This is a genomic window from Streptomyces sp. NPDC059895 (assembly GCF_042731035.1).
In the GTDB taxonomy this organism is placed as follows: Bacteria; Actinomycetota; Actinomycetes; order Streptomycetales; family Streptomycetaceae; genus Streptomyces.
Map to the genome: position 1 here is coordinate 1 of NZ_JBHWKO010000125.1, position 2869 is coordinate 2869.

Annotated in this window: 3 protein-coding genes and 2 pseudogenes; 2 read left to right on the forward strand and 3 right to left on the reverse strand. The window is 69.1% G+C overall.

Annotated elements, in window-relative coordinates; translation table 11 throughout:
- Positions 1–31 precede the first annotated feature (31 nt).
- Positions 32–328 (forward strand): annotated as a pseudogene (locus ACFV9M_RS41910) (recombinase family protein); the annotation flags it as partial.
- Between the two features lie 74 nt (positions 329–402).
- Complete coding sequence (locus ACFV9M_RS41915) at positions 403–654, forward strand: hypothetical protein (protein WP_385079855.1); 252 nt, start codon at positions 403–405, stop codon at positions 652–654.
- A 69-nt stretch (positions 655–723) separates the two neighbouring features.
- Here ACFV9M_RS41915 and ACFV9M_RS41920 read toward each other — a convergent pair whose 3' ends face one another.
- The 3 genes and pseudogenes from ACFV9M_RS41920 to ACFV9M_RS41930 all read right to left on the reverse strand — a co-directional run bounded on the left by ACFV9M_RS41920 (position 724) and on the right by ACFV9M_RS41930 (position 2769).
- The gene (locus ACFV9M_RS41920; protein ID WP_385079852.1) at positions 724–1359 is read right to left on the reverse strand and encodes a LysE family translocator; all 636 of its coding nucleotides are present in this window, start codon (positions 1357–1359) and stop codon (positions 724–726) included.
- A gap of 163 nt (positions 1360–1522) precedes the next feature.
- Positions 1523–1687 (reverse strand): annotated as a pseudogene (locus ACFV9M_RS41925) (DUF6924 domain-containing protein); the annotation flags it as partial.
- Between the two features lie 86 nt (positions 1688–1773).
- Positions 1774–2769 (reverse strand): hypothetical protein, encoded by a 996-nt coding sequence (locus ACFV9M_RS41930; protein ID WP_385079849.1) that lies wholly within the window; start codon positions 2767–2769, stop codon positions 1774–1776.
- Positions 2770–2869: the final 100 nt, after the last annotated feature.

Here is a 2869-nt window from a genome sequence, read left to right on the forward strand (position 1 = left end):
GGTCCGATCCTCCGTCTGAAAGGGGCACTCGGTGGCGAACCTGGTCTACAAGCGGGTCTCGACCGACCAGCAGTCGACCGCCCGGCAGAACCTCGTCCTGGACGAGGCCGGGATCGAGGACCCGGTCGTCTTTGAGGAAGACCCGGGCACCTCCAGCCGCCTCCACCCGCTCCAGCGCCCGAAGTTCCGCGAGTTGCTCAAGTACGCGAGGCCGGGCGACACCGTGCACATCTCCGAGATGTTCCGCCTAGTGCGCGGCACCGCGCACGTCCTCGACGTGCTCGACGTCCTGCACCGCGACCGCCTCGCCCTGCGTATCCACGACGGCGGACCTCACTGGACGACCTCGTGACGACGCCCGGCCCAGCCGCGCAGCCCCAACCGCCCGAGGACGTCAGGCAGTTGCTCGACACTCTGCTGGCCGACCCGGACACTCTGGTCAAACGACTCGACCGGCTCGACCTGTACGGCTACACGGTCTCCGGCTCGACCCGCGCTCTGGCCCACCTGGCGGGTGCGGACGGTACGGCTCTCGCCCGTGCCCGTCTGCTGGAGTCCTGGACGAACTGGCTGGCCGCCGCCGACAGCCCCGGCAGCCGCATCATCGACCGCAACGCCGCCCACTACCTGGCCGGCGGAATCATGGGCGCCTGACACCACCTGACACCACGTCGGCGCGGGCGGGTCATGCCCCAGCCCGCCCCACCCCCGTACGCTGACGGCTCATTCCCGCCCGCTGAACGCCAGCCGGACCCCCAGGCCGACCATCACAACGCCCGACGCCCCACCGATCCACGACAGCCGACGCGGCGACCTGGCCAGCCAGTTGCGGGCCGTTCCGGCGAGGAGGCCCCAGGTCGCGTCGGAGACCAGCGCGATCAGGACACAGATCGTGCCCAGCAGCAACAGCTGCATCTGCGCGTTCCCCGTGGAAGGGTCGACGAACTGCGGCAGCACCGCACCGAAGATCAGCAGGCCCTTGGGGTTGCTCACCCCGACGATGAAGCCCTCCCGGAAGACCCGGCCCGGACGGCCCGCCCCCGACGCGCCCTGCTCCTGGACCATCAGCTGCTTGCGATGCCGCCAGGCCTGCACACCCAGGTAGACGAGGTAGAGAGCACCGGCGAACTTCAGGATGGAGAACACCAGGTAGGAGCGGGCGAGCACCTCCCCGAGCCCCAGCGCCACGAGGACCACTTGGATGAGGAGCCCCGCCTCGTTCCCCACCGCCGTGGACACGGCGGCCCGTCGGCCCAGCGCCACTCCCCGGCTCACCACGAACAGGACACTCGGTCCTGGCACAGCGATCAGTACGGTCACAACGGTCAGAAAGACAGCGAGACGCTCTAATCCGATCACGCCCACAGGATACGCACCACGCCTCCAACGCCTCGGCCTTTTCGGCGATCTGCCCAAGGCCCACAACCGCGTGCGGCCCCACACACAGGTCACGTCTGCGCGACCGTGCCGGGCGCCTGGCCCGGCGGCCGACTTGACATGGCTGGCAGCGCCGGTTCGCCAGCTCCATGTTGACGGCGAGGGAACCTGCCGCCGCGAGGGTGATCCTGAACGGAGCGTCGTCATCGTCGGGCAGGTTGTTCACGGCCAGCAACGGAAACTCCGCGGAGGCCAGTGCCCGCTCGTCGGCGATGAGAATCAGAGTGCTGCCTGGCCGAGGCCCCGTCATGCGCCAAGGCAATAGCGGCGTGTTGAGACACTCCCGGGCTGGAACAGGTTGACAGACCGCATAACCCCCTCGTTGAGCCAGTAAGATCAGGACGGGTCATCGTCGTGCGGCCCCCGCGCGTACTCGGTCCTCGCGGAGTCAAGGGCGTTGAAGCACGCGGTACGGGCGCCGGTCTTGGACAGGGCGCGCGCCTCGCGCGCGTGGAGCATCGCCTTCACCCGCGGGGTCGTACGGCGCATCGTGGCGGCCTGGGCCGTACGCACCAGGCCGACGGCGTCCTGCGGGTTGCCCTCGGAGTAGACCTGAATGGCCATGAATGCGAGCGTGTTGGCGCCGACCTGAGGGTCATTGGCGCTGGCCGAGGCCCGCAGAGAGGTGACGTAGTAGCGCTGGGCGACGGCTTGGTGTCCGACGTCGAAGTGCAGCCAGCCACACATCCGGGCGGCTTCCGACAGCAGCGAGAGCAGGCGGTGTTCGAGTGGCCCGTGCTGGCCGGTGTTCTCGGCCAGGTTCTTCAGCAGTTCGTATTCGGCGATGGCCGTCCTGCGCAGCCGGGCGCCGCCGAGGACGTCGTCCAGGCGGCTTAAGTCGTCCAGGCGCTGTTCCAGCGTGTTCAACAGCCCGGGGGACAGGGGAGTGTTGGCGAGCACAGGGTCGGCTGGGAGGGCAGGGGAGGCGGCGGCCGACTCGGCCAGCGCCTCGCTCCAGCTCACAGTCAGCCCGGCCAGCGCGGCACCGCTGGCGATGAGTCCCCGTCGATCCATCATGGAGCCTCCCCGAGCGGCAGCGGCTACTGCCGTCACGGTACCCGCCAAGGTCCACGGGCTGTCGAGGATCGCACGGTCATCGGGGAAGGCCAGCAACAGGAAGGTCGGCCAGCCGAGCTCGATGACGGCCTCCGGAGGGATGCCGTGAAGGCGAGCCATGGCGTACCGGGCGTTGTCGTCGGGGGCGTGGACGCCGTTCTCCCAGCGGGAGATCTTCTGGCGGCTCTTGGCCATCCGGCCGTACCCGAGGGCGTAGTGCACGTCGTCGAGCAGATCCAGATACTCCTCGCCGGTCAGCCCGAGCTCGGTACGCAAGGCGACTAGTAGGACTCCGTTAGGTTGCTCTGGCTCTTGGGTTCTGGCTGGTGGCGGAGGTTCTGGGCAGGGGGCGGTGGCAGGTGGTGCAGGTGCCGGT